Genomic DNA, 26,092 nt, shown 5'->3' on the forward strand with positions numbered 1-26,092 from the left:
GCCCGGCCAACGCCTGCAAATCAGGGGAGAGGTTTATGGCACTGGACAACGCGACAGATTTTTCGATGTCCCGGCAAGCGATGAAGGCCGAGTTGCTGGATGCGGAAACGGAACTGAGGCTGGCCTATGCCTGGCGTGACCAGCGTGATGAACAGGCGCTGCACCGCCTGATCACAGCGTATATGCGGCTGGCAATTTCGATGGCGGCCAAGTTCAAACGCTATGGCGCGCCGATGAATGACCTTATCCAGGAGGCCGGTCTGGGTTTGATGAAGGCCGCAGACAAGTTCGACCCTGATCGCGGCGTGCGGTTTTCGACTTATGCAGTGTGGTGGATTAAGGCGAGCATCCAGGACTATGTGATGCGGAACTGGTCCATGGTGCGAACGGGGTCCACCTCGGCGCAGAAATCGCTGTTTTTTAACATGCGTCGGGTTCAGGCCCGGCTGGAACGCGAGGCCGCGACCGAAGGTCTTGAACTGGATCGCCACCAGTTGCATCAGATGATCGCCACAGAGATTGGCGTTCCTCTGCGCGATGTGGAACTGATGGAAGGTCGGCTGTCAGGGTCGGATTTTTCCCTGAACGCGGTGCAATCCGCCGACGAAGACGGGCGTGAATGGATCGATGCGCTGGAAGATGAACGCGAACAGGCCGCCGAAGCAGTTGAACACACCCACGACACCGAACAGTTGCGCCAGTGGTTGCTGATCGCGATGAACGCACTGAATGACCGCGAGCGGTTCATTGTGCGCGAACGCAAACTGCGCGAGCCTGCGCGGACACTGGAGAGTCTCGGCGTCGAGTTGGGACTGTCCAAGGAGCGGGTGCGACAGCTTGAGGCCGCAGCGTTCGCAAAAATGCGCAAGAACCTTGAAGCCCAGTCGAACGAGGTGCAACACTTCATCGCATGAAACAGCTTGCGATTCTTGCGTGTGTTCTGGGCCTTACGGTTACAGCGGCGCGACCCGGACTGGCGGAAGGTCTTATTTCCGATGATGCGGCTCTCGCGATGCGGGATGCAGATGTGGTAATTCTGGGAGAGGTTCACGACAATCCCCGCCACCACCTCATTCAAGCCGAAGCGATAAAGGAAATCTCACCCTCGGCCGTTGTCTGGGAGATGGTCACCGAAGAAGGCGCGCAACGGCTGGCGCAAAAAGCCGTCTCCAACCCGGAAGAGTTGAGCCGTATTCTGCAATGGGCAGAAAGCGGTTGGCCACCGCTCAGGCTGTATTATCCGGTGTTCAAAGCCTCAGGCGCGCCGGTTTACGGGGCCATGGTGCCGCGTGCTGCCGCCCGGGCCGCGATGGAACGCGGGGCCGCCACGGCGCTGGGTGCAGACGCGGCGCGCTATGGTTTGACTGTGCCGCTGACGCCCGAGGAGCAGGCGGCGCGCGAGGCGGATCAAATGGCCGCGCATTGCGATGCTCTCCCGCCGGAAATGTTACCCCAGATGGTCGCGATCCAGCGTTTGCGCGATGCGGTTCTGGCCCGTGCGGTGATGCGCGCGATGGAAGAAACCGGCGGCCCGGTTGCCGTGATCACTGGGAACGGACATGCGCGCAAAGACCGAGGTATCCCGACATTTCTTGAACGCCTTCAACCCGGGTGGAAGGTGGTCTCGGTCGGACAGTCCGAGGACGACATCATCGACGGTGACTTTGATATCGTAATCGATAGTCCCACAGTTGAGCGTGAAGACCCCTGTGCGGCGTTTCAGGTTCAGAATTAATCGCTGGAACAACCTGATGGCCTTGCCTAATGTCGGGGCCGACCGGGACAGGAAGGGCTGAACATGCTGTCATCCAAACGCATTCTGCTGATCATCGGCGGCGGCATCGCGGCCTACAAGTCGCTGGACCTGATCCGCAGGCTGCGTGAACGCGGCGCAGCTGTGACGCCTGTGCTGACGCGTGCGGCAGAGGAATTTGTAACACCTCTGTCCGTGTCTGCCCTTGCCTCAGAAAAGGTCTATGGCGATCTGTTCGATCTGACCGCCGAGGCCGAGATGGGTCATATCCAGCTGTCACGCTCTGCCGATCTGATCGTCGTGGCCCCCGCAACGGCGGACCTGTTGGGCAAGATGGCCGGGGGGTTGGCAAATGATCTGGCATCGACCCTTCTCATGGCGACAGACACGCCTGTTCTGTGTGCGCCCGCGATGAATGTACGCATGTGGGAACACCCGGCGACACAACGCAACCTGATGCAGCTTCAAGCGGATGGCGTACGCTTTGTTGGCCCAAACGAAGGTGATATGGCCTGCGGTGAATATGGGCCGGGACGCATGTCGGAACCGCTGGAAATCGTCGCGGCGGTTGAGGCGCAGCTTGCGGCAGGACCCTTGGTGGGAAAGCGCGTGCTGGTAACTTCGGGCCCGACGCATGAGCCGATTGATCCGGTCCGGTATATCGCGAACCGCTCTTCCGGGGCGCAGGGCTCGGCCGTGGCACAGGCGCTTGCGGATTTGGGGGCCGAGGTGATCTTTGTCACGGGCCCCGCAGGCGTACCGCCTCCGGCGGGTGTGCAGGTCGTGCCGGTCGAGACCGCGCAACAGATGTCGGACGCGGTTGATGCGGCGCTTCCCGTCGACGCGGGCGTGTTTGCGGCTGCGGTGGCAGATTGGCGCGTGGCCAGTGCGTCGGACAAGAAACTGAAGAAAAGCCGCGACGGTCTGCCGGTTCTGGAATTTGCCGAGAACCCCGACATTCTCAAACGCGTCTCGCGGATGGAAAATGGGCGCCCACCTTTGGTTGTCGGCTTTGCGGCCGAGACCGATGACGTGATTGAACACGCCACCACCAAGCGACTGCGCAAAGGCTGTGACTGGATTGTCGCCAACGATGTCAGCCCTTCCACCGGGATCATGGGCGGGTCCGAGAATGCGGTTATCCTGATCTCGGACAGCGGAGCCGAGGAATGGCCGCGTATGGGCAAGACCGAGGTTGCGCGGCGGTTGGCAAGCAGGATCGCAGACGCGTTGGCGGGCTGAAGGAAAGGCAAAACCATGGTTGCAATTCGAGTGATCCGCGAAGACGGGGCAGACCCCGCCGTGGCGCTTCCGTCCTACGAAACTGCGGGTGCTGCTGGCGCGGACGTGCGTGCCAACTTGCCCGAGGGGGCTTCGATCATGCTGGAGCCCGGACAGCGGGCGCTTGTGCCGACCGGACTGCGCATTGAAATCCCGCAGGGATACGAGGTTCAGGTTCGGCCCCGCTCGGGCCTTGCACTGAAACACGGGATCACGCTGCCCAATACGCCGGGCACTATTGACAGTGACTATCGCGGACCTCTGGGGGTGATCGTGATGAATGCCGGTCAGGAACGGTTCGAGATTGCCCATGGTGATCGTATCGCGCAGCTGGTAGTTGCCCCTGTCGTGCAGGCGGCATTCGAACTGGCTGAGGCATTGGGTGAAACAGATCGCGGGGCTGGCGGTTTCGGCTCGACCGGGCGCGGCTGATGCTGCTGGTTCTTGTTCTGGCAGCGGGGTTATGGGGCGTTGGCTATATCGCCGGCACGTCTAAATCGGCGCGCGTGGTGTCGGTGAGTGTGTTGTTGGTCGGGGTGATCCTGTCTCATCTGATCTTGCCGGATGGGCACCCCCTGCGCGAAGCAACCGGTGGGTCTGCGGCGCTGTGGCTGATCCTTGCGGGATTCGCGGCCATCGTTTTGCTGTATGGCCGTGTGTTGAAGGTCCTGCGCAACCGAGCGGTGCAGGCCTCCAAACCGGAAACCACCATGCCCTCTGACCGTTTCACCGAAACCGAACTGAACCGGTACGCCCGTCACATTGTGCTGCGCGAATTGGGCGGGCCGGGTCAGAAAAAGTTGAAACAAGCCCGTGTTCTGGTGATCGGCGCGGGAGGTTTGGGCGCCCCGGCGCTGCAATATCTGGCGGCCGCAGGTGTGGGTACAATCGGGGTCATTGACGACGACATAGTCGAGAATGCGAACCTGCAGCGGCAGGTGATCCACCGCGATGCAGATATTGATATGCCCAAGGTCTTTTCCGCCCAGCAAGCGATGGAGGCGCAGAACCCGAATGTGGTAGTTCGGCCCTTTCATCGCAGATTGAGCGATGAAATCGCGGCAGAACTTTTTGCCGACTTCGATCTGATCCTTGACGGTACGGACAATTTTGAGACCCGCTATCTGGCCAACCGGACTGCCGCCGCGCTGGGCAAGCCACTGATTTCGGGGGCCTTGTCGCAGTGGGAAGGGCAGCTCAGCGTGTTTGACCCAGTCAATGGCAGCCCGTGCTACCAGTGTATCTTTCCCGAAGCCCCAGCCCCCGGTCTGGCCCCGTCCTGTTCCGAGGCAGGTGTGATTGGCCCGTTGCCGGGTGTTGTTGGATCGATGATGGCGGTTGAGGCGATAAAGGTGATCACGGGCGCTGGCATGGCGCTGCGGGGCGAGATGCTGATCTACGACGCCCTATACGGTGAAAGCCGCAAGATCACGCTGACCCGCCGTGCCGATTGCCCCATTTGCGGTGCCGCAAGCAATTAACCTTTCTTAACGTGGGCTGGGGGTTCTGGAACACCCGGCCATGGCGAACTAGCTATTGGGTCAAAGGAGATCCGCATGACCAACCCGATCCTGTCCAACTGGACCACCCCATTCGAAATAGCCCCTTTCGCCGATATTTCGGACGAAGATTTTGCACCGGCTTTGGATCAGGCGATGACTGCGCATAACGCGCAGATCGACGCGATTGCAGCAAATGCAGAGGCCCCTACTTTCGCTAACACGGTCGAAGCCCTTGAGGCTGCGGGCGAGCAGCTGGACAAGGTTCTGTCGGTCTTCTTCACTGTTGCAGGCGCAGACAGCAACCCCAAGCGGGAAGAGTTGCAGCGCACGTTTTCCCCCAAGCTGTCGGCGCATTTCTCGGGAATTTCTTCGAACAAGGCGCTGTTTGAACGCGTTGCAAACCTTTGGGCGCGGCGCGAAAACCTGAACCTGACCGAGGAGCAGGCACGCGTTCTGATGCTGACCCATCGGGGTTTTGTTCGTGCAGGCGCGGCGTTGGACGGGGACGAAGACGCTCGTATGCAAGAAATCAAGTCGCGCCTCGCCTCGTTGGGGACGTCCTTTACCCAGAACCTGCTGGCGGATGAGCGGGATTGGTTCATGGATCTGACCGAACAAGATCTGCAGGGCCTGCCGGATTTCGTTGTGAATGCGGCACGGGCTGCTGGTGCGGAAAAGGGCGCCTTGGGGCCGGTTGTTACCCTCTCCCGGTCGCTGATCGTGCCGTTTCTTCAGTTTTCACCCCGTAGGGATCTGCGCGAAAAAGCCTATCGCGCCTGGGCTGCCCGCGGGGCGAATGGTGGCGAGACCGACAATCGCGACATCGCGGCTGAGATTCTGGGTTTGCGTGAGGAACGCGCCAAGCTGTTGGGCTATGACAACTTCGCCGATTACAAGCTGGAAACTGAAATGGCTCGTACTCCGGACCGGGTACGTGAGTTGTTGATGCAGGTGTGGGAACCTGCCAAGGCCCGCGCCGATGCGGACGCGGAAATCCTGACCCGGATGATGCAGAAAGACGGTGTCAACGGCCCGCTGGAAGCATGGGACTGGCGCTATTACGCTGAAAAGCGGCGCAAGGCGGAACATGATCTGGATGAGGCGGAACTGAAACCCTACCTGCAACTGGACCGGATGATCGAGGCATCGTTTGCTTGTGCAAACCGCCTGTTCGGGCTGGAATTCAAGCCTTTGAACGTGCCGCTTTATCACCCGGATTGCCGCGCGTGGGAAGTTACGCGCAACGGTCGGCATGTCGCCGTGTTCATCGGTGACTACTTTGCACGGGGGTCAAAGCGATCAGGTGCCTGGTGCAGCGCGATGCGGGCACAGGCCAGATTCCCGAAAGAACAGGCACCGATTGTCATCAATGTCTGCAACTTCGCCAAGGGTGATCCGGCGCTGCTGTCTTATGACGATGCACGCACCCTGTTCCACGAGTTTGGCCACGCCTTGCACCAGATGCTGTCCAACGTGACCTATGAAAGCATCTCGGGGACTTCGGTTGCGCGCGATTTTGTCGAACTGCCCAGCCAGCTTTATGAACACTGGTTGGAAGTGCCCGAAGTTCTGGCCGAGTTTGCCACCCATGCCGAAACGGGCGAACCGATGCCGCAGGTGATGCTTGAAAAAGTGCTGAATGCCGCCAATTTCGACCAGGGATTCCAGACGGTTGAATATGTCGCCTCGGCCCTTGTTGATCTGGCCTTCCACGATGGCGACGCCCCGGCAGACCCGATGGCAAAACAGGCCGAGGTTCTGGCCGGGTTGGGGATGCCGCAAGCCATTGGAATGCGCCACGCCACGCCCCACTTTGCGCATGTTTTCGCAGGCGATGGCTATAGCTCGGGCTACTACAGCTATATGTGGTCCGAGGTGATGGATGCTGACGCCTTTGCGGCCTTCGAAGAAGCAGGTGGTGCCTTTGATCCTGAACGGGCCAAAGCGCTGGAAGACAATATCTTGTCCACCGGCGGTTCGCGCGAGGCAGAGGATTTGTATCTGGCGTTCCGGGGGCGATTGCCGGGCGTGGATGCCCTGTTGAAAGGCCGCGATCTGATTGCGGCGTGACGTCAGTAGCCCAGCGTGCGGTCGACAAGGTGCACAAAGGGCTCGCCGGATTCCCCGCGCCGGATGTTTTCGCAAATGACCTGTGCGGCAGTGATCGGGCGGGTCTCGGACGCGATATGCGGGGTCACGGTGACATTCGGATGCGCCCAATAGGGGTGATCGGTGGGCAAGGGCTCGACACGGAACACATCCAGCGTTGCGTGGCCCACCTGGCCCGAGTTCAGGGCATCCAATAGCGCATCATCATCAATCAGCGGCCCGCGTCCCGGGTTGATGATACGCGCACCTTTGGGAAGCAGGGCCAGCGTTTCCGCATTCAGCGCGTTTTCAGTGGCAGGTGTATCGGGCAGCAACAAGACTACGATTTCGGCGTGAGAAAGCGCCTGGCGCAGCCCTTCGGCACCATGCAGGCAGGTTACGCCGGGGATGTTCTTGGCTGTACGGCTCCAGCCAGAGACCCGAAACTCAAGCGCGGTCAGCGCGCGGGCCACGGCTTCGCCCAATGCTCCAAGCCCCAGAATACAAACGTTGCGCTCTTGCGCCAGCGGTGGGATATCTGGGGTCCAGACACCGTCCTGTACCGTGATGTGCCGGTCCATCCCCAGATGGTAGCGCAACACGTGGCCAACCACCCACTCGATCATGCCTTGCGTCAGGCCGTGATCCACCATCCGCGCCAATGGAACGGTCAGTGTTTCGTTACCCACGATTTTTTCGACCCCGGCCCAAAGGCTCAGCACCGCTTTTAGGCGCGTGAAAGGTCTGAAATCCTGTACCCCTCCGTTTGGGGCATAAACAACATAATCGACCTGATCCGGCGCGAACTCGGTTCCAAGCTGGACGTCCAGACCCGCCTCATCAAGATATTGTGTCAGCAGCGGCTGATACACCGGCCAAAGGGCAGGGCGTGCGGAAAACAGGACGTTCACAGACATCAGAGCCCTTTCAGATCAACGGGGGCGGTGAATATGGGCGCTTTGGACGATGCCAAAGGCTGCCATCAGAACCAGCATGGCCGAGCCACCATAGCTGACCATTGGCAGTGGTACACCCACGACAGGGGCCATACCCATTACCATCGACATGTTGACGGCGAAAAACAGGAAGAAGTTCAACGCGATACCCAGCGTGACCAGAGATGAAAACCGGTCCTTGGTTGCCAGGGCCGTGACCATGCAGAAAACCAGAATCAAGGCATAAAGGGTCAACAGGGTCGTTCCCCCGACAAATCCGAACTCTTCGGCCAACGTCGTGAAAATGAAATCGGTATGCTTCTCGGGCAGGAAGTTCAGGCGGGACTGCGTGCCTTGCATGAAACCACGCCCGTTCCATCCCCCGGACCCCAAGGCAATCTTGGACTGGGTAATGTGGTATCCGGCCCCCAATGGGTCGGTGGACGGGTCCAGAAAGGTGTCGATGCGCCGAAACTGATAGTCCTTCAATAATTGCCAGTCGGTCCCACGGCTGTTGAACACAGCGGCGATCAGGCCCACGACAGCAGCAATAACGGCGGCAAAATAGGCCCAGTGAACCCCTGCCAGAAACATCAAACCACCTCCTGCGGCCAGAAGCAGGATGGATGTGCCAAGATCGGGCTGTTTCAGAACCAGCAAGGTAGGCAGGATGATCAGGACAACCGGGATAAGAACCCAAAGCGGACGAGACGTTTTGTGCGAGGGAAGCCAGTCGTAATAAGCTGCAAGCAACATGACCAGCGTGACTTTCATGACCTCTGAGGGTTGCAGGCGCATAAACCCAAGGTCGATCCAGCGCTGCGCACCCATGCCGATGGTGCCGAACAGTTCAACAAATACCAGCAAAGCCACCGAGCCGAGATAGGCCAGCACCGACATGTTGCGCCAGAACCAGATCGGAACCAGTGCGATGATGAACATCACTGTCAGGCCAAGCCCGAAACGTTCCATTTGCGGCTCGGCCCAGGGCGTCCACGAACCGCCCGCAACAGAATACAGCATCAGAAAGCCCGCGCTGGCGGTGCTGATCAGCAGCAACGTCAGCGGCCAGTTCATATACAGGAACTTGCGAAACCCCGACGGCGTGGATTTGACGGCATATTCAAGATAGCTCATGCACGGTCCTTTCCATCCGGTCGCGCTTTGGGGCGCTTGTCACCCTCCAGCCGTTTTTGCTGTTCCTTGATGCGTTCGCGGTCGGCAACCGGGTATGCCTCAAGCGGCGGAGTGCCGTCATAAAGAGCTTGCAGCATGATGTCGCGTGCAACCGGGGCTGCGGCTGTGGACCCGCCGCCGCCATGCTCAACAACCACGGCCACGGCATATTTTGGGTTGTCATACGGTGCGAAGCAAACGAACAGCGCGTGGTCGCGACGCTCCCACGGCAAGTCCTCGTTTCGGATCACGCCTGCGGCCCGTTCTGCTTTGGTGATGTTTCGAACCTGGCTGGTTCCGGTTTTCCCCGCCATCCGGAACTCATCCGCGATGATGCGGCTTCGATATGCCGTTCCCCGCCTGTCATTCGAGACCGAGAACATAGCCTTGCGGACCTGTTCCAGATTGTAGGAATTAAGGCCCAGTGGTTCTCCGGCGCCCGAGGGTTGTTCAACACCGTCGATCGAGCGCACCAGGCGCGGCGTAACCGCGCGACCAGTGGCGATGCGGGCGGCCATCACAGAAAGCTGCAGCGGTGAAGCCAGCATGAATCCCTGGCCGATGGACGCGTTTGCCGTATCGCCAACAAGCCACTCCTGACCGTGCGCGCGCTGCTTCCATTCCTGATTGGGGGCCAGCCCATCCGCCACCGCCGACATCGGGATGTCATGCTTGACCCCCAGTCCCAAAGTGCGGGCCATGTCAGAGATCTTGTCGATGCCAACCCGCAGAGCCACTTCATAGTAATAGACATCGCAGCTGCGTTTCAGCGAAAGGTTGAGGTCGACCGTCCCGTGTCCGCCACGCTTCCAGCAATGGAAGCGACGGCTGCCGACCTTCAGGTGTCCGGGGCAGTACACGGTGTTGCCGGGAGAGACTACGCCAGCTTCCAACGCGGCCAGCGCGGTGACCATCTTGAAGGTCGATCCCGGAGGATAAGTTCCTTGCACGGATTTATTCGCCAGCGGACGGTACTTGTCTTCTGTCAATGCCCGGTAATCGGCGACCGAAATGCCACGAACAAACAGGTTCGGATCAAAACTGGGTGCCGAGGCGACCGCACGCAAGTCACCGGTTTCGCAGTCTATGACAACTGCGGCTGCACTTTCGCCCGCCAGTCGCGCCTGTGCATATTGTTGCAGATCAGCGTCGATGGACAGTTGCAGGTCTGCGCCGGGTTGTCCTTCCTGCCGGTCAAGCTCGCGCATGACGCGGCCCGTCGCGTTGACCTCGACCCGCTTTGCACCGGCCTTGCCGCGCAGTTCGATTTCCTGCTTGGCCTCAAGGCCAACCTTTCCAATCTGGAACCTTGGAATGCGCAATACCGGCTCAGGGTCTTCTATCTTGCTGAGGTCATAGTCACTGACCGGGCCAACATAGCCGACGATATGTGCGAAATCCTCGTATCGTGGGTATTGCCGTGTCAGGCCGACCTCGGGCGTTACGCCCGGCAGCGCCGGAGCATTGACCGCAACCTTCGAGATATCCTCCCATGTGACCTGATCCGCCAGCGTCACCGGCAGAAACGGCGCCGAGCGGCGCATTTCAGTCCTGGCGCGCTCGATCTCATCTTCGTTCAGAGGGATCAGCTCTGACAGTTTGGCGATGACTTTTTCCACGTCATTGGCGTCTTCACGAACGATGACGATGCGATAGGAAGGTGAGTTCTGGCCGATGATCTGGCCGTTCCGGTCATAGATACGCCCACGGGTCGGCGGGATAAGCCGGATGTTGATACGATTTTCTTCGGCCAACAGGCGGTATTCGTCGGCCTGTTCGACCTGCATGAACCGCATTCGTGCGGCCAAACCGCCTATGAACACCGCCTGTAGACCACCCAGCAACAGCGCTCTGCGTGGCAGGCGCTTATAGGCAAGGCCCTGGGATTTGGGTTTAAGCTGTTTCATGCCCGGCTTCCCAAAGCGCTGACATCAGCAGCGGATATGCGGCGAACCCCCAACGCGCTTTGGCTAAGCATCACGACCAACGGGTAGACAGCGACCGTCAGCACAAGCTGAATCACAACCGGCCCCAATGCGGCCTGTTGCACGGACATCACCGATAGTACGACCCTGTTCATCAAAATGACCGCCGTGATCACAATGCCGACAGACATCCATTCTCCGGCAAATCCCGCATCCCTCATACCCAACGCCGCTGACCGCAGATAGGCTGACCCGACTACGGTCAGCGCGGCCAAAAGGCCCGGTGGACGTTGCAGTAGAAAGTCGGCCATCAGCATGACAAGCGCAACCAATACAGTCGGGACGTAATCGGGCCGCCGCAGCACCCAGGCAAAAGTCAGGGCAATCAGTACGTCGGGAAAAGGCCAGCGATCGGGTTGAGCGTCCAACGGCAACAGATGCAGAAACAGCACAGCAAAAGCCAGCAAGGCATAAAGGCTGCGCATGGCCCAGATTTGCGAGGCCGGTCTATCCATCGCTGACCTCATCCGGGGTCAGCGCCGCCTCTGGGCGGGTGGGCCCGACTATACTGCCCGGATCCTGAATGGGCGGAGCCGAGTGAAACCGCAGAACCCTGAGAAATTCGAGCCTTTCGAAATCTGCCGACAGGCGGACCCGCAGGCGCCCTCCGGGATCTGCCGCGATTTGACCGATCAACAGGCCCGCAGGAAACACGCCACCATCACCCGAAGTGATCACCCGGTCGCCGGGGCGAACCAGCTCGCGGTTTTCAAGAAACTCCACCGCGGGCGCGGGGTTGTTGTCGCCTTTGATCAGCGCGGTCTGGCCAGAAGGTTGAATGGTTGCGGGAATCGCGCTGGTGGCATCCGTCACAAGGATCACGCGTGCTGTGTCAGGGCCAACACCTGATATCCTGCCGACCAGGCCAATGCCGTCCATCGTGGCCCATCCATCCACGATCCCGTCACGCTCTCCGACATTCAGCAGAACGGATTGCCGGAATGGCGACCCGCTGTCGGCCATGACAACGCCGGTGATATAAGTCAGACGCGGGTCAAGGCGGACATTGTTCAAATCCAGCAGTCGCGCGTTTTCCTGTTCAAGCTGCAAAGCAGCCTCTTTCCAGGCGCGCATCAGGCGCAGTTCGCTACGCAGTTCCCGGTTCTGCTCGCTCAGGCGCTGATAGCTTTGGAAGTCACGCACCAGATTGACGGCGGCAGTCACGGGGACCATGGCCCATTCCATCGACGGTACAACCGTATCCACGATCCGCGCGCGGAACCGTTCTACGCGCGGGCTGTCGATGCGCCACAGAAGGAAGATACCAAGCAGGCACAGCACAACGATCCCCAGCAACAAGCGTCGCAGTGGGGTCGTGTACTCATCGCGCTGTGATCGGTCTTTTGCCACAGGTTACCTTCCCGTGCTGCTCGCGCCGACATAACCCTATCTTCCGAGGGTGCGCGCCTTAGCTTTCGTAGTCAATCGCGTGGCGCAGCTGTTTTTCATATTCCAGTGCTTTGCCGGTGCCCAAAGCCACACAATTCAGGCTTTCGTCCGCAATGGATACCGCCAGGCCGGTCTGTTCGCGTAGGGCCAGGTCCAAATCGCCCAGCAGCGCGCCGCCGCCGGTCAGCATCACACCACGGTCGACAATGTCCGCAGCCAAATCGGGGGGCGTTGTCTCAAGCGCGGTCATAACCGCCTCGCAGATCTGTTGCACGGGCTCTGACAGCGCTTCGGCCACCTGGGCCTGGCTGATCTCGATTTCCTTGGGCACGCCGTTCAACAGATCGCGCCCCCGGATATGCATCGACTGACCGCGCCCGTCGTCGGGCATGCGGGCGGTACCAATGGTTGTCTTGATGCGTTCAGCCGTGGATTCACCAACCAGAAGGTTCTGTTGGCGACGCAGGTAGGAAATGATGGCCTCGTCCATCCGGTCACCACCAACGCGGACCGAACGGGCATATACGATGTCACCCAGCGACAGAACAGCAACCTCGGTGGTGCCACCGCCAATATCGACAACCATGTTGCCGGTCGGGTCGGTGATCGGCATGCCGGCCCCGATCGCGGCTGCAATCGGTTCGGCAATCAGGCCCGCGCGACGGGCACCTGCTGACAGGACCGACTGCCGAATTGCACGTTTTTCGACCGGGGTTGCGCCATGAGGAACGCAGACAATGATCTTGGGTTTCGAGAAGGTCGAGCGTTTGTGCACCTTGCGGATGAAGTGCTTGATCATTTCTTCGGCAGTATCAAAATCCGCGATCACACCTTCGCGCATGGGGCGGATGGCTTCGATCGAACCGGGCGTCCGACCCAGCATCAGCTTGGCATCTTCGCCAACTGCCAGAACTTTCTTCACACCGTCCTTGACGTGATAGGCCACAACCGAAGGTTCAGACAGGATGACACCGCGCCCCTTGACGTAAACCAGCGTGTTTGCTGTTCCAAGGTCGATAGCCATGTCCGCTGTGAACAGGCCGCCCAGATTGCCAAAGATCCCCATGTTTTCCCTGATCCTGTAATGTCGGTTTTCTACTGCCCGCGACTCGACGGTTCCGGGACGGATGACTTATAGGGTGCCATCACGCCCGGTAAAAGGGCTGATTCCGCGACAATCAGCACCTTTCCGCCTTATTGAATGGGACTTTAGAAGGCAAAATGCTCTCTTATCAACACATTTACCACGCCGGGAATCTGGCGGATGTCCAAAAGCACGCTTTACTGGCGTGGGTGCTGGATTATCTGACACGCAAGGACAAGCCGCTCAGCTATATCGAAACGCATTCCGGGCGTGGGTTGTACCGGTTGGATGCAGACGAATCCATTCGGACAGGAGAGGCAGAGGCAGGGATCGGTCGCGCACAGCGGGAAGGGTGGTTCGGGCCCGACCACCCGATGGCGCAGGTCCTGAAGCAAGTACAGGCCCGGTACGGCGACATGGCCTATCCGGGATCGCCGATGATTGCTGCGACTATGTTGCGGGAACAGGACAGTTTGCACCTCGCGGAACTGCACCCACAGGAATTTGCGGCCCTGTCGTTGGCGATGTCGCCGTTTGGGGCGAAAGTCTATCAGCAGGATGGGTTCGATCTGGCGCAGTCCTTGCTGCCTCCGGCCCCGCGCCGGGGTATGGTGCTGATTGACCCCAGTTACGAGGTGAAAGCCGATTACGACCGCTTGCCCGGCATTATCGCCAAGTTGCACCGCAAATGGAATGTGGGCGTGATTGCCCTTTGGTACCCGATCCTGACGGACAATCGACATGCTGGGATGACTGCGGCTCTCAAATCGCGAAACTACCCCAAAGCCATTTGCCACGAAGTGACATTCCCGCCTGCGCGTGAGGGGCACCGGATGATTGGGTCAGGTATGTTTGTTGTGAACGCGCCGTTCGGTATCGGCGACGAAATGAACCGCCTTTCCAAGCTTTTCGCGCAGCTTTAGCAGCAGACGAGACGCTGGTCGGGATAAAGCACCCAATCCATCACCGTGGGTCGTGTTGGATTTTCCGGGCAACCAAACTTGCGGTTGCCCGGATGATTTATCCAATCACGTCAGGTCTTTATAGCTGATCTCGCGCGCATCCGCGCCTGGTCCAGCTTTTTCACGGCGCACAATCAGGCGGTTGAGAGCGTGGATATAAGCCTTTGCTGACGCCACGACGGTGTCGGTGTTTGCCGACTGGCCGGTTGCGATCATGCCATCCTCTTCCAGGCGCACGGAAACCGTCGCCTGTGCGTCCGTGCCCTCGGTTACGGCATGAACCTGATAAAGCTGAAGGCGTGCCGTGTTGGGATAAATCGCACGGATCGCCTTAAAGGTCGCATCCACCGGGCCGTCGCCATGTTCGGTGGCGGTTTTGTCCACGCCTTCAACCTCCAGCTCGACCGTCGATTCCGCCTGACCACCCGTGCCGCAAGTCACCTTCATCGAAACCAGTTGCAGGTGGTCGTCAGCCTCGTCCAGCGTCATCAGTGCAATGAGATCGTCGTCGAACACCTCTTTCTTGCGATCTGCCAGATCCTTGAACCGGACGAAGATATCCTTGAGCTGGTTGTCGCCCACCTCAAACCCCAGCGTTTCGAGCTTGTCGCGCAAGGCTGCGCGGCCCGAATGTTTGCCAAGCGGCAAGGATGTTCCCGAAAGACCAATGTCCTCAGGACGCATGATTTCAAAGTTTTCGCGGTTTTTCAGCATCCCGTCCTGATGGATGCCACTTTCATGGGCAAAAGCGTTCTTGCCGACAATTGCCTTGTTGAACTGCACCGGAAAGCCCGAGACCGTCGCAACCCGACGCGAGATGTGCATGATCTTGGTGGTGTCGATGCCAGTGTGCCACGGCATGATATCGTTGCGCGTGCGCAGTGCCATGACAACTTCTTCCAGCGCCGTGTTGCCAGCGCGTTCGCCCAGACCGTTGATGGTGCATTCAATCTGGCGGGCACCGCCTGCGACAGCGGCCAGCGAATTCGCGGTCGCCATGCCAAGGTCGTTGTGGCAGTGGGTGGCAAAGATGACGTCATCCGCCCCCGGCACCGTTTCGATAAGACGCTTGATCAGGTCCGCGCTTTCCACCGGAGCGGTATAGCCCACCGTATCCGGGATGTTGATCGTGGTTGCCCCGGCCTTGATTGCGATCTCGATCACACGGCAAAGGTAATCCCATTCGGTTCGCGTCGCGTCCATCGGAGACCACTGCACGTTTTCGCACAGGTTGCGCGCGTGGCTGACCGTTTCGTGGATCTTGTCGGCCATCTCGTCCATGGTCAGGTTCGGGATGGCGCGGTGCAGCGGCGAAGTGCCGATGAACGTGTGAATGCGGTTCTTCTCGGCGTGTTTTACCGCCTCCCAGCAGCGGTCGATATCGGCAAAATTTGCACGGGCCAGACCGCAGATGCGGCTGTTTTTCGACCGCTGTGCAATTTCGGTCACAGCCTTGAAATCGCCTTCGGACGCGATGGGGAAACCGGCCTCGATAATATCGACGCCCATGTCGTCCAGCAGCTCGGCGATTTCGAGCTTTTCGTCATGGGTCATGGTGGCGCCGGGGCTCTGCTCGCCGTCGCGCAAAGTGGTATCGAAGATCAAGACGCGGTCTTGGTCGGTCACGTTGGTCATGGGGTTCTCTTTCTTCTTCTGTCCTAAAGCCTATGGCGCGCTGGCGTCCTCCTCTGAGCGGGCGCGCCGGATGGCACGCTCAGAGGCGGATTAGGATCAGTAGGCCACGCAGCGACGCACCGCGAAGGGCGGTGTCGACACAAGGGATATCTGCGCGGTTGATCATGGGATTGAGGTTATACAGAGCCCGCCGGGAATGAAAAGAACCAATTTGCAATACGCGAACTTCTGGCAACTGCCCTTATTTCGACCGCCTTGATTGTTTGTACTGCGCCGCTAGCTGATCATGGATGGAAACTGCATTGATAATTGGTGCTTCTGGCGGGATAGGCGCAGCTGTTACCAGGCGGCTGGTTGAGCAGGGCGTTTCGGTCACGCGGTTGTCCCGGTCGGAGGACGGCTTTGACCTGACCGATCCGGACGGGGTGATGCTGAAGCTTGAAAACCTACCAGGTCAGTTTGATCTGATTCTGGTGGCTTCGGGCGCCTTGGAGATAAACGGCGCAGTGCCAGAAAAAACTCTTCGGGCGATTTCAGCCAAAGCCATGATGGATCAGTTTGCGTTGAATGCCGTTGGTCCGGCATTGGTGCTAAGCCGCGCGTATCAGCTGTTGCCGCGACATAGACGATCTGTATTCGCGGTGCTGTCGGCGCGGGTGGGATCAATCGGGGATAATCGGATAGGTGGTTGGATCAGCTACCGTGCGGCCAAGGCAGCGGTTAATCAGGTCGTCCATACCGCCGCAATTGAATTGGCCCGAACACATAAACAGGCGATTTGCGTCGCCCTTCACCCCGGCACGGTAAAAACAGAGTTCACGAACAAATACCTGGGTCGACATCCTGCCGTCGAACCTGAAGCAGCCGCCAGCAACCTGTTGAACGTGATACGCGGGTTAACGCTCGCTGATACCGGAGGGTTCTATGATTGGGCCGGTAAGCCAGTCCCGTGGTGAGCCTTCACCCGTCCGAGGTTCCGGTTGCCTCGGAGTTCGCATCTGGGGCGGGTTGCGGGGCGACGGTGTCAGCGTCACTCTGCTGGTCCGAGGTCTGATCCGGCAACACGCCGTTTTCCCAGACACCGCTTTCCTTCTGGCCATTGGCATAGCGCATCGTTCCACTGCCCTGCCGTTTGTTGTCGACAAAGCTGCCCTCATACACATCCCCGTTCGAGTAGGTGGCGGTACCCACGCCGTTGATTTTTCCGTCCGACCAGTCGCCCGTATACTTGAACCCGGCAGGGGTTACGATTTCCCCTTTGCCGTGCCGTTTTCCGTTCAGGAAATCACCGGTGTAGACCGTGCCATCGGAATAGGTCGCCTTGCCTTTGCCCTGACGCACGCCTTCAACCCAGTCGCCGTCATATACCGAGCCATCTGCGCGCGTAACCACACCCTTGCCGTGGCTTTGCGCGTTTTTGAATTGGCCTTTGTAAATCATACCATTGGTATAGGTGGCCGTGCCCTGACCCTCGATAACACCCGCGATCCATTCGCCTTCATAGGTCGATCCGTCCGGATAGGTGATGCTGCCGTTTCCTTCGGCCAGATCGGCAACAAAATCGCCGACATAGACAGAGCCATCCGGATAGGTCACTTCGCCAAGACCTTCAATCTGCCCGGCGTTCCAGTCGCCGGTATACACAAAGCCGTCCGTTCCGGTGAACGTTCCTTTGCCGTGGCGACGGTCGTCGACAAAATCGCCTTCGTACACATCCCCTTGGGCGTGGGTCACTTTGCCCTTGCCGTGGCGGCGCCCTTCTTGAAGTTCGCCTTCGTATACATCGCCATTGGAATAGGTCAGGCTGCCCGTCCCGGTGATCTGGTCCCCGGACCAATCCCCTGAATACACCATTCCGTCGGGCGTCGTCTGCGTGCCGGTGCCATCGCGCATGCCTGCGCTGACGTCGCCCTCGTAAACGCTGCCATCGCCATAGGTGATCCTTGCTTTGCCCTGCCGCTCACCGTCGACCCAGTCGCCGTCATAGATATATCCGTCGGGAAAACTCAGCACGCCCTTGCCATGTCGCTGGGCGTTCCTGAATTCACCCTCATAGCGCGTGCCGTTCGTGAATTCAGCGATGCCGGTGCCGTTGATTGACCCGTTGGACCAATCGCCCTCGTAGCTGCTGCCATTGGCATAGATAATCTTGCCGCGCCCTTCGGGCTGACCCTTGGCGAACATGCCTTCGTAGACTGACCCGTCGGGGTAGTGTGTCGTACCCTGACCCTGAATCTCGCCTTCTACCCACTGCCCCGTGTACTCAAACCCATTCGGCAGCCGATACGTTCCTGTCCCGTGCCGCAACCCGTTCTCGTAAGTGCCTTCATAGACACCGCCAACTTCATCATCCTTGACGATGACGGTCCCGTCCTGCGCGAAAGCAGTGGCAGCTGTCAGGCTCATCCCCGCCGCCAAAATAGAGTTTCGGATCACGTTCATTTCTGGTCCTGTCTGCCCGGTCGTCGCTGGTGATATCTCTTTCGCAAAACTAAGGTACCGTTGCGGGCAGAGCAACGGCTTTTGCCGCATTGGTCTTTTACTCGCGCAGTGATCTGCTAAATGGCAATAGGACTTACGAGGCAAGAGGGCAGCATGGCCGACCGTTTCCGCATCACTCTGGCGCAACTGAACCCGACCGTTGGCGATATCGAAGGCAACGCGGCCAAGGCCGTTGCGGCATGGGAACAAGGCAAGGCAGCGGGCGCGGATCTGGTGGCCTTCCCAGAGATGTTCATCACCGGCTACAACACGCAGGATCTGGTTCTCAAACCGGTATTCCACCGCGCAGCCATGGCTGCGGTCGAAGCGCTGGCCGCAAAATGCGCTGAAGGTCCTGCAATTGCCATTGGTGGTCCCTGGGTCGACGATGGAAAGCTGTACAACGCCTACCTGATCCTGAAGGGTGGCCGGATCACCAGCAAGGTTCTGAAGCACCACTTGCCGAATGAGACGGTGTTCGACGAAGTGCGCTTGTATGATGCGGGTCCATTGGGTGGGCCGTATTCGGTAGGGAATTTCCGGATTGGCAGCCCGATCTGCGAAGACAGCTGGCACCCGGACGTGGCAGAAACGCTGGAGGAAACCGGGGCCGAGTTTTTGTTGATCCCAAACGGGTCGCCCTATTTTCGGGATAAATACGATGTGCGACTGAACCATATGGTCGCGCGCGTGGTCGAAACCGGCTTGCCGCTGATCTACTTGAATATGGTTGGCGGGCAGGATGATCAGGTCTTTGACGGTGCCAGCTTTGGCCTGAACCCGGGCGGGGAACTGGCGTTCCGGATGCCTGTTTTTGACGAGCTGCTCTCGCAAGTCGATCTTGAGCGCGGCGAAGACGGTTGGCGGATCGCATCAGGTGAAATCGTGCCCCAACCGGATGAGTGGGAGCAGGATTATCGCGCAATGGTGCAGTCCCTTCGCGACTATATGGGAAAAACCGGTTTCAAGAAGGCGCTGCTGGGCTTGTCCGGTGGGGTCGATTCTGCGCTGGTTGCGACCATTGCGGTCGATGCCATCGGGGCCGAAAATGTCCGCTGCGTGATGCTGCCGTCGGAATACACCAGTCAGGCCTCGCTTGACGATGCCGAGGCGGTCGCCAAAGCGCTGGGCGTGCATTATGACTACGTGCCGATCTCGGATAGCCGCGCAGCCGTCACCAGCACTTTGGCACCGCTGTTTGCAGGGCTGGATGAAGGGTTGACCGAAGAAAACATTCAATCCCGCCTGCGCGGGTTGCTGTTGATGGCGATCTCGAACAAGTTCGGCGAAATGCTGTTGACCACCGGCAACAAATCCGAGGTCGCCGTGGGCTATGCCACGATCTATGGCGACATGAACGGCGGCTATAATCCGATCAAGGATCTGTACAAGACCCGTGTGTTCGAAACCTGCCGCTGGCGCAATGCCAATCACCGAGACTGGATGATGGGCCCTGCAGGCGAAGTGATCCGTCCCTCTGTCATCGACAAACCGCCCAGTGCGGAACTGCGCGAAGATCAGAAAGACAGCGATAGCCTGCCGGATTACCCGGTGCTGGACGGAATACTTGAGATCCTGGTCGATCAGGACGGATCGATCGCAGACTGTGTCGCCGCCGGGTACAACGAAGCAGATGCTCAGCGGGTCGAACATCTGGTTTATATCAGCGAGTATAAACGGTTTCAGTCCGCCCCCGGCACGCGCCTGAGCAACCGCGCGTTCTGGCTGGACCGGCGGTATCCGATTGTGAATCGCTGGCGTGATCGCCCTTGATTGCCGCAATTCGTGCGCTGACTTGGAAACAGTAAAGTTTCCCTCCCTTTGATTGTTTTCCGATTTCTCGTTATGGGCCTGCCACGGGCGCTAAAACCGGCCTCTGACTTGTTGTGACGCCAACTTTCTGCCACATTTTAGCTTGAAAATTGCCCTATGTGGGGCGGGTGCGACGCAATTCTCAAAGTCGCGAATTGATTTTGAAGAAGTGTGACGCATCCGGGGTTGGATGTCTGAGTAAATGGTTTGGTTTTGACATGTATGAGGAATATCAAGGATCGCATCATGCTCTTTTGAAACGGCGGACGATGGAATCTCCGCCGCAGGAGCTGGATGAGGAAAAGCTGGAAGCGGCGATTGCCGGTGTCCTGAATGAACAGCGCCTGTCCGACGAACAGGCAGCAGCGTCGCTTCGGGCTGAGTTTCCAAGCTTGTTGCCGCAGAAGGACGTAACCGCGCAGACCGTGCAAAAAGACACCGGATTGACCGCGAAGCTGCGTCAGAAATGGGCGGAACTGTCCGGCGCAGCGTGATGTGCTGAGGATTTTCGTTGCCATTGGCGTCTGGGCCACAGGCGTAAAAATAGTGCCGACGTTGTGACAATTCGTGTTGCCAAACTTCTGGGTCTTGGTCCCCATACGGGTTCAGGCGACAGAGTATTGCGTATTTATGACGGCACCAAAACCGAACCCCGTAGAATCCGATCTTGCCCTTCCCAAATCTGTTGATGTTGTCGTTGTTGGCGGCGGCATAATCGGCGTTTCAACCGCGCTGGAACTGGCTGAACGCGGCGCTTCCGTCCTTTTGTGCGAAAAGGGGCAGATTGCAGCTGAACAAAGCTCGCGCAATTGGGGGTGGGTGCGTTTGGGCATGCGTGACCCCCGCGAAATTCCCCTGATGCAAGAGGCGTTGCGGATCTGGCAGACCCTTGATGCCCGCCTGGATGGCAATACCGGCTATGCGCAATCCGGCATTCTTTTCGGCGCGTCCGGCAAGCGAGGAGAAGTCAACCTGAAGCGTTGGATGCGCCATGTGGAAGGATTGCAGACCGGAGCAAAAATGGTGTCGGGACGCGAGTTGGCAGAGTTGTTGCACGGGCACGAAACCGGCCTGACATCTGCCCTGTACATGCCGCAGGACGGGCGGGCTGAACCGCAATGGGCCGCCCCGGCCATCGCCGAAGCCGCACGTCGTCTAGGTGCTGTGATCATGACAGGCTGTGCTGTGCGAAGTGTGGACATTCAGGATGGGCGTATTGCTGGTGTATTCACCGAACGCGGCAAGGTCGCCTGCGGGCGCGTGGTTTTGGCGGGGGGTGCGTGGTCGCGTCTGTTTGCGGGTAATGCAGGTATCAACCTGCCGCAGCTTAAGGTTCTGAACACAGTTCTGCGGACCTCTCCGGTGAAAGATGGGCCCGAAACTGCGCTATGGTCGGATGATTTTGCGATCCGAAAGCGCGAAGATGGCGGGCACACCATCGCGTCCGGGCATCAGAACACGGTCGATATCGTGCCAGACAGTTTCCGGCTGGGGTTGCAGTTTCGTTTTGCCTTTGCGCATGAATGGAAATCCCTGCGTTTTCGCTGGTCAAAACAGTGGGCTATCGAGGCCCGTCAGAACAGAAAATGGTTGCCGACCGACGTGACCCCGTTCGAGCTGTGCCGGGTTTTGGATCCTGAACCTTCGCAGAAGTTTTTGCGACAAGCCTGGGCCAGTGCACGAAAAGGATTTCCTGCCTTGCAGGACAGTGAAATCGTCCAAAGTTGGGCGGGTATGATTGATGTCACCCCCGACGCCATTCCCGTAATCTCGGGCGTGGATGACATGCCGGGTATGTATATCGCCACGGGCTTTTCCGGCCACGGCTTTGGCATCGGGCCAGGCGCCGGTCGCCTGACAGCTGACCTTGTCACTGATTCAACCCCTTGTGTGGACCCGACCGCGTTCCGCCTATCTCGGTTCACCGACGGCTCAAAGGTGCGACCGGATCCGGGTTACTAGGGGCTTAGCCCATCATCTGATAGCTGACCGGAACAAAGCGGAAGCCCTCGCCCCGTGTCTCGACAAAGCCCGCGGCAGGGAAGGGCATGTGATAGCCGACCATCGGCATCTTGTCGGCTGCCAGCATGCCAAGAACTTTACGGCGCGCGGCTGTTGCGGCGGCCTTGTCCATGTCAAACCGAACCTCCCATTCCGGATGGGCAAAGGACCACACGTAATGGTTGGCCAAATCCGCTGTCAGCAAAAGGCGCTGTCCGTTGCTTTCCAGATGATAGACCGTATGGCCCGGAGTATGGCCGTGGGCCGCAACCGCAGTTATGCCCGACGCCACTTGCTCTCCATCACCGATAAAGCTCATCTTCTCGGCCAGCGGCGTGACTTTTGCGGCCACAAGATCACCGACATTGTTTCCGGCCTCTTGCGCGGACCAGAAATCGTATTCCGTTGCCGAGGTCACATAGCGTGCGTTGGCAAAGGTCGGTGCGCCATCCGTTGTCATGCCGCCTATATGGTCTGGATGCATATGGGTCAGCACGACAACGTCGATCTGATCCGGGCTGACACCTGCATCGGCCAAAGCGGCTTGAATGCCGCCTTGCCCCAGACCGGTGTCGAACAACACCAGTTCCGATCCGGTGTTGACCAGTGAGGGGGTAAAGAAGAACTGGGCAGTGTCGGCGGGAATAAAGTTCTCAGCCGAAACCTTTGCAAAGTCTTCATCAGACGCGCCACCGCCAAAGATATCCTTGGCGCCGTCACGCGGCAGGCTGCCATCCAGCAGGGTCGTGACGGTAAAGTCGCCGACCTTGAAGGATTTGGCGATGGTCGAGTTGGCCTTGGCGTCAGAGCCTGCGGCCAATACCGGCGCTGCTGCCGTGGCAAACGGCAAGGCGGCAGCAGTTCCCAAAGCGGCGCGGCGCGTAAGTTTGATCGTCATTATCGTTCTCCCTGTCAGAACACCTTAGAAAAAACTAGAACGGTTTGAGATTCTGACCAGATGTTACGACATCCACGTAGGGTGCATGGATGAACAATACGTGTTAATTTTTGTTCATGCCGCGATCGCAGAACAAAACCGTTCCAACGGATCAAAGTGTAGAAGATTTCCTTAATTCGGTCCAATCAGAACGTCGGGCCGAGGAGGCGCGCGCTCTGGATGAACTGTTTCGGGCCACCACCGGGTTTGATCCGGTCATGTGGGGCCCGTCGATGGTCGGGTATGGCCGTTATCACTATCGCTACGCCTCGGGCCGAGAGGGCGATTTTCTTGCAACCGGATTTTCCCCGCGCACGTCGGCGCTGGTGATCTATATCATGCCGGGTTACGCGGATTTTAGCGGCATTCTGGCCCGGTTGGGCAAGCACAAGCTGGGAAAGTCCTGCCTGTATGTGAACACGCTGGCGGATATCGACATGCAGGTTCTGTCGGAACTCATCCGCGCCGGGTTGGACGACCTTGGCAGGATATGGCCCGTGGAACCGCGTTGAATCACCTGAGGGATCAAGCGGCGGCTGGACAAAAACGCGCCCATGTGACAAGAGCCGCGCCAACAGGAGACACCCATGACAACCACCCGTTTCGCCCCGTCGCCCACCGGTTACATCCATGTGGGCAACCTGCGCACCGCCCTAATGAACTATCTGATCGCCCGCAAGGCGGGTGGTACGTTCATCCTGCGCATCGATGACACCGACCCCGAACGCTCGAAAGAGGAATATGTCGATGCCATCAAACAGGATCTTGAATGGCTGGGTTTGCACTGGGATCGTGTCGAGCGTCAATCCGAGCGTTTGGACCGCTACGCCGAAGCGGCTGACAAGTTGCGCGCGATGGGGCGGTTCTATGAAGCGTTTGAGACGCCGACCGAGCTGGACCTGAAGCGCAAGAAACAGCTGAACATGGGCAAGCCACCGGTTTATGACCGCGCCGCGCTGACCCTGTCGGATGCCGAGAAGGATGCCCTGCGCGCGGAACGTGGCAACGGTGTCTGGCGTTTCAAGCTGGATCACGAACGGATCGAGTGGACCGACGGAATTCTGGGCGACATTTCGATCGATGCGGCCTCGGTCTCTGATCCGGTGCTGATCCGAGGTGATGGGCAGGTTCTTTATACGATTGCGTCGGTGGTGGATGACACCGAAATGGGCGTGACAGATGTCGTGCGCGGCTCGGACCACGTGACCAACACTGCGACCCAGATTCAGATCATCAATGCACTGGGCGGGGATTGCCCGCGCTTTGCGCATCACTCGCTGCTGACCGGCCCGCAGGGCGAAGCACTGTCGAAACGCCTTGGTACGCTGGCCCTGCGCGATCTGCGTGAACAGGGTGTGCAGCCGATGGCACTGCTGAGCCTGATGGCGCGTCTGGGTTCGTCCGTTCCGGTCGAGCTGCGCTCGGATATGGCCGAGTTGATCGACGGCTTTGACGTGAGCCGGTTTGGTGCCGCGCCGACCAAGTTCGACGTGCAGGACCTGTTCCCGCTGACCGCCAAATACCTGCAATCTCTGCCGCTGGCGAATGTGGCCGGTGCTGTCGCGGATGCCGGGGTGCCTGCTGAGTTGGCCGAGCCGTTCTGGGCCATGGCGCGGGAAAACATCACCACTTTGGCCGACCTCAAAGGGTGGTGGGATCTGTGCCGTGATGGTGCTGAGCCGTTGGTTGCGGATGAAGATCGCGAGTTCATCGCTCAGGCCATGTCGCTGCTGCCCGAAGGCCCGTTTGATGGCGACACCTGGGGGGCCTGGACCAATGCCGTGAAAGAGGCAACAGGCCGCAAAGGGAAAGGTCTGTTCATGCCGCTGCGCAAGGCGTTGACCGGTGCAGAGCGTGGCCCGGAAATGGCTGCGTTGCTGCCGTTGCTGCAGGTGATCCGCGCGCGCGGGTAAATCGATACTATTCCAGCAAAAAGGGTCGTGCCCAGGCGTGGCCCTTTTTATTCCGGCTGTTCATTCCGGGCCGACAAACTGGTCAGGCGGTCATCGACAAAATCACGCTCAGCAGGTTTGAGTTGCTGGTGGCGCGGATAGCGCGGTTCGGCGCGATCATTCAAGATCGGGGCGTTCCAGCCGGTCGTGGTCTCAAAGAAACGATCCGCTCCGTCTTCTCCGAACGCCCGCAAGTAACCCTGAACAACAACATCGATGTAGCTGAGTAGCAGGGGGTGGTGGTTGCTGGGCTCGTTATGCCGATCCTGTGGGACGGCGTAGACCGCAATTTCAACTTCATGTGTCAGTGGATGTGAAATCGAATGCGTCGCAGGAATTCGGTCGTACGCCCATTCCCGTTCATCCAGTGCGGCCCAGTCGTTCCTTGGGACATGCGCGATCATTCCCTCAATTTCAGACTCCGGGTCCGGGACAGCTGTCAGGAACGCGACCGGACGCAGATCGGTATGACGCCATGCGCGTTTCCAACCCTTCAGCTTTGCCGGGCGGGGGTCGGGGAAATCATGTGTGGCGAGGTTCACAAGGCTTCCATAGCCAAAGAAATAGGGGTCGGCCATGCGAGAGGTGTCCTTTGGGTCGATTGATGTATGTCAAACCGCTTTTTTCCGCGACATGCAATAAGGCTTCATCTTTTATTCAGGGAGGCCCTCATGCGGATTACCAAACGGACGAATATCGCTGTGCGCCTGTTGATGTATTGCGCCGCACACCCGGACCGGCTGGTCACCAAAGCCGAGATCGCCGAAGTCTGCAACATCTCGGAAAACCATCTGGCTCAGGTGATCAACCAGTTAAGCCAGTTGAATTACCTGAGCACTCAGCGCGGCCGCAACGGCGGTATGTCGTTGGCACGCCCGGCAAGCCAAATCCGGATCGGCGCGGTGTTTCGGCATGTCGAAGGGGCCTTGCCCATCGCCGAGTGTTTTGCGGATGCGGATAACACCTGTCCTTTGACCGATGCCTGTAGGCTGCGGCTGGCATTACAGGATGCGGCGGAAGTTTTTTATGCGTCTCTGGACGAAGTGTCGTTGGATGCGCTGGTTTGTGACAACGACCCGTTGCTGAAGCTGTTGCAGCCGGTGGCCTGCGTACGCTGAC

Annotated in this window: 24 protein-coding genes; 14 read left to right on the forward strand and 10 right to left on the reverse strand. The window is 59.0% G+C overall.

Features of this window, described 5'->3' with window-relative positions:
• Positions 1-35: 35 nt before the first annotated feature.
• The 6 genes from AC2FPW_RS08520 to AC2FPW_RS08545 all read left to right on the forward strand — a co-directional run bounded on the left by AC2FPW_RS08520 (position 36) and on the right by AC2FPW_RS08545 (position 6,606).
• On the forward strand, positions 36-914 hold the full coding sequence (locus AC2FPW_RS08520) for an RNA polymerase factor sigma-32 (RefSeq protein ID WP_267365420.1): 879 nt from the start codon (positions 36-38) through the stop codon (positions 912-914).
• Entirely contained in the window at positions 911-1,735 is an 825-nt protein-coding gene (locus AC2FPW_RS08525) for a ChaN family lipoprotein (RefSeq protein ID WP_496813240.1), read from the forward strand. Before AC2FPW_RS08520 ends, AC2FPW_RS08525 begins: the two co-directional genes overlap by 4 nt.
• 63 nt (positions 1,736-1,798) lie before the next feature.
• Positions 1,799-2,995: a bifunctional phosphopantothenoylcysteine decarboxylase/phosphopantothenate--cysteine ligase CoaBC gene (gene coaBC / locus AC2FPW_RS08530; RefSeq protein ID WP_496813242.1), complete on the forward strand. Its 1,197-nt coding sequence runs from the start codon at positions 1,799-1,801 to the stop codon at positions 2,993-2,995.
• 15 nt (positions 2,996-3,010) lie between these two features.
• Positions 3,011-3,466 (forward strand): dUTP diphosphatase, encoded by a 456-nt coding sequence (dut, locus tag AC2FPW_RS08535; RefSeq protein ID WP_267365417.1) that lies wholly within the window; start codon positions 3,011-3,013, stop codon positions 3,464-3,466.
• A complete protein-coding gene (locus AC2FPW_RS08540) occupies positions 3,466-4,515 on the forward strand; it encodes a HesA/MoeB/ThiF family protein (protein WP_496813244.1) in 1,050 nt (349 codons plus the stop codon). Before dut ends, AC2FPW_RS08540 begins: the two co-directional genes overlap by 1 nt.
• A gap of 75 nt (positions 4,516-4,590) precedes the next feature.
• Positions 4,591-6,606 (forward strand): M3 family metallopeptidase, encoded by a 2,016-nt coding sequence (locus tag AC2FPW_RS08545; protein ID WP_496813246.1) that lies wholly within the window; start codon positions 4,591-4,593, stop codon positions 6,604-6,606.
• Between the two features lie 2 nt (positions 6,607-6,608).
• On the opposite strand, the gene AC2FPW_RS08550 is transcribed toward AC2FPW_RS08545, so the two are convergent.
• Genes AC2FPW_RS08550 through AC2FPW_RS08575 form a run of 6 tightly spaced genes read right to left on the reverse strand, consistent with a single transcriptional unit; the run spans position 6,609 to position 13,175 of the window.
• On the reverse strand, positions 6,609-7,541 hold the full coding sequence (locus tag AC2FPW_RS08550; protein WP_496813248.1) for a 2-hydroxyacid dehydrogenase: 933 nt from the start codon (positions 7,539-7,541) through the stop codon (positions 6,609-6,611).
• A gap of 15 nt (positions 7,542-7,556) precedes the next feature.
• On the reverse strand, positions 7,557-8,696 hold the full coding sequence (gene rodA / locus AC2FPW_RS08555) for a rod shape-determining protein RodA (RefSeq protein ID WP_209506418.1): 1,140 nt from the start codon (positions 8,694-8,696) through the stop codon (positions 7,557-7,559).
• On the reverse strand, positions 8,693-10,642 hold the full coding sequence (gene mrdA / locus AC2FPW_RS08560) for a penicillin-binding protein 2 (protein WP_496813250.1): 1,950 nt from the start codon (positions 10,640-10,642) through the stop codon (positions 8,693-8,695). The genes rodA and mrdA overlap by 4 nt, the downstream gene beginning before the upstream one ends.
• Positions 10,639-11,175 carry a rod shape-determining protein MreD gene (locus tag AC2FPW_RS08565; protein WP_496768276.1) on the reverse strand — a complete coding sequence of 179 codons (537 nt, stop codon included), beginning with the start codon at positions 11,173-11,175 and terminating at the stop codon, positions 10,639-10,641. Before AC2FPW_RS08565 ends, mrdA begins: the two co-directional genes overlap by 4 nt.
• Positions 11,168-12,070 (reverse strand): rod shape-determining protein MreC, encoded by a 903-nt coding sequence (mreC, locus tag AC2FPW_RS08570; RefSeq protein ID WP_209506411.1) that lies wholly within the window; start codon positions 12,068-12,070, stop codon positions 11,168-11,170. The genes AC2FPW_RS08565 and mreC overlap by 8 nt, the downstream gene beginning before the upstream one ends.
• A gap of 58 nt (positions 12,071-12,128) precedes the next feature.
• A complete protein-coding gene (locus AC2FPW_RS08575; protein ID WP_039523195.1) occupies positions 12,129-13,175 on the reverse strand; it encodes a rod shape-determining protein in 1,047 nt (348 codons plus the stop codon).
• Between the two features lie 155 nt (positions 13,176-13,330).
• Between AC2FPW_RS08575 and AC2FPW_RS08580 the strand changes: the two genes are divergently transcribed.
• Positions 13,331-14,116, forward strand: a complete 786-nt coding sequence (locus AC2FPW_RS08580; protein WP_496813252.1) for a 23S rRNA (adenine(2030)-N(6))-methyltransferase RlmJ — start codon at positions 13,331-13,333, stop codon at positions 14,114-14,116.
• A gap of 105 nt (positions 14,117-14,221) precedes the next feature.
• Here the strand turns inward: AC2FPW_RS08580 and AC2FPW_RS08585 are convergent, their stop codons facing one another.
• The gene (locus AC2FPW_RS08585) at positions 14,222-15,790 is read right to left on the reverse strand and encodes a 2-isopropylmalate synthase (protein WP_267365497.1); all 1,569 of its coding nucleotides are present in this window, start codon (positions 15,788-15,790) and stop codon (positions 14,222-14,224) included.
• A 290-nt stretch (positions 15,791-16,080) separates the two neighbouring features.
• Between AC2FPW_RS08585 and AC2FPW_RS08590 the strand changes: the two genes are divergently transcribed.
• Positions 16,081-16,746 carry an SDR family NAD(P)-dependent oxidoreductase gene (locus tag AC2FPW_RS08590; RefSeq protein WP_496813254.1) on the forward strand — a complete coding sequence of 222 codons (666 nt, stop codon included), beginning with the start codon at positions 16,081-16,083 and terminating at the stop codon, positions 16,744-16,746.
• 4 nt (positions 16,747-16,750) lie between these two features.
• On the opposite strand, the gene AC2FPW_RS08595 is transcribed toward AC2FPW_RS08590, so the two are convergent.
• Complete coding sequence (locus tag AC2FPW_RS08595; protein WP_496813256.1) at positions 16,751-18,232, reverse strand: MORN repeat-containing protein; 1,482 nt, start codon at positions 18,230-18,232, stop codon at positions 16,751-16,753.
• A gap of 153 nt (positions 18,233-18,385) precedes the next feature.
• Here AC2FPW_RS08595 and AC2FPW_RS08600 point away from each other — a divergent pair, with 153 nt between their 5' ends.
• The 3 genes from AC2FPW_RS08600 to AC2FPW_RS08610 all read left to right on the forward strand — a co-directional run bounded on the left by AC2FPW_RS08600 (position 18,386) and on the right by AC2FPW_RS08610 (position 22,045).
• Entirely contained in the window at positions 18,386-20,044 is a 1,659-nt protein-coding gene (locus tag AC2FPW_RS08600; RefSeq protein WP_480483248.1) for an NAD+ synthase, read from the forward strand.
• A 308-nt stretch (positions 20,045-20,352) separates the two neighbouring features.
• Entirely contained in the window at positions 20,353-20,577 is a 225-nt protein-coding gene (locus tag AC2FPW_RS08605; protein WP_245220582.1) for a hypothetical protein, read from the forward strand.
• Positions 20,578-20,713: 136 nt separating this feature from the next.
• Positions 20,714-22,045 carry an NAD(P)/FAD-dependent oxidoreductase gene (locus tag AC2FPW_RS08610; RefSeq protein ID WP_496813258.1) on the forward strand — a complete coding sequence of 444 codons (1,332 nt, stop codon included), beginning with the start codon at positions 20,714-20,716 and terminating at the stop codon, positions 22,043-22,045.
• Positions 22,046-22,049: 4 nt separating this feature from the next.
• Here the strand turns inward: AC2FPW_RS08610 and AC2FPW_RS08615 are convergent, their stop codons facing one another.
• Positions 22,050-22,982: an MBL fold metallo-hydrolase gene (locus tag AC2FPW_RS08615; protein ID WP_496813260.1), complete on the reverse strand. Its 933-nt coding sequence runs from the start codon at positions 22,980-22,982 to the stop codon at positions 22,050-22,052.
• A gap of 116 nt (positions 22,983-23,098) precedes the next feature.
• On the opposite strand from AC2FPW_RS08615, the gene AC2FPW_RS08620 reads away from it, so the two are divergent.
• Together AC2FPW_RS08620 and gltX are read left to right on the forward strand one after the other, a co-directional pair.
• Positions 23,099-23,533 carry a DUF1801 domain-containing protein gene (locus AC2FPW_RS08620; RefSeq protein ID WP_496813262.1) on the forward strand — a complete coding sequence of 145 codons (435 nt, stop codon included), beginning with the start codon at positions 23,099-23,101 and terminating at the stop codon, positions 23,531-23,533.
• A 75-nt stretch (positions 23,534-23,608) separates the two neighbouring features.
• Complete coding sequence (gene gltX / locus AC2FPW_RS08625) at positions 23,609-24,934, forward strand: glutamate--tRNA ligase (protein ID WP_496813264.1); 1,326 nt, start codon at positions 23,609-23,611, stop codon at positions 24,932-24,934.
• 47 nt (positions 24,935-24,981) lie between these two features.
• Here gltX and AC2FPW_RS08630 read toward each other — a convergent pair whose 3' ends face one another.
• Entirely contained in the window at positions 24,982-25,551 is a 570-nt protein-coding gene (locus AC2FPW_RS08630; RefSeq protein WP_496813266.1) for a gamma-glutamylcyclotransferase family protein, read from the reverse strand.
• 93 nt (positions 25,552-25,644) lie between these two features.
• On the opposite strand from AC2FPW_RS08630, the gene AC2FPW_RS08635 reads away from it, so the two are divergent.
• Positions 25,645-26,091 carry an RrF2 family transcriptional regulator gene (locus AC2FPW_RS08635; protein WP_267366061.1) on the forward strand — a complete coding sequence of 149 codons (447 nt, stop codon included), beginning with the start codon at positions 25,645-25,647 and terminating at the stop codon, positions 26,089-26,091.
• The last annotated feature ends 1 nt before the right edge of the window (position 26,092 follow it).

It is taken from the genome of Ruegeria sp. SATB027, from assembly GCF_059613825.1.